Origin of the sequence: Bradyrhizobium sp. (genome assembly GCF_016462955.1) — a bacterium.
Classification (GTDB): Bacteria; Pseudomonadota; Alphaproteobacteria; order Rhizobiales; family Xanthobacteraceae; genus Bradyrhizobium.
Map to the genome: position 1 here is coordinate 1 of NZ_JAEMSD010000799.1, position 239 is coordinate 239.

Consider the following 239-nt stretch of genomic DNA (forward strand, 5'->3'; position numbering starts at 1 on the left):
CCACACCCGCGACCAGGAATTTCCCCATCATGTCCAATCCCCTCGGTAAGATCTTCTCGTCCCCTGTGGATACTGCCGCAGCGGTGGGAAAGCCAGTGCTTGCGAGCGGCGCGGAACTGGCGGGCTATGCGCATAAGCAATTGTCGGCGCTGGTCGGCGGAGTCGGTGGCGAAGGACGCTATGCTGCCTTCATCAGCTACAGCCATGCCGACATGAAGGTCGCGCGCTGGCTGCACCGC

The 239-nt window shown here is 62.8% G+C and carries 1 protein-coding gene; it reads left to right on the top strand.

Annotated features, from left to right (window positions below; all coding sequences use genetic code 11):
* Nucleotides 1–29: 29 nt before the first annotated feature.
* The coding region (locus JHD07_RS38530) for a hypothetical protein (protein WP_291631746.1) at nt 30–239 on the top strand (210 nt) is incomplete at its 3' end.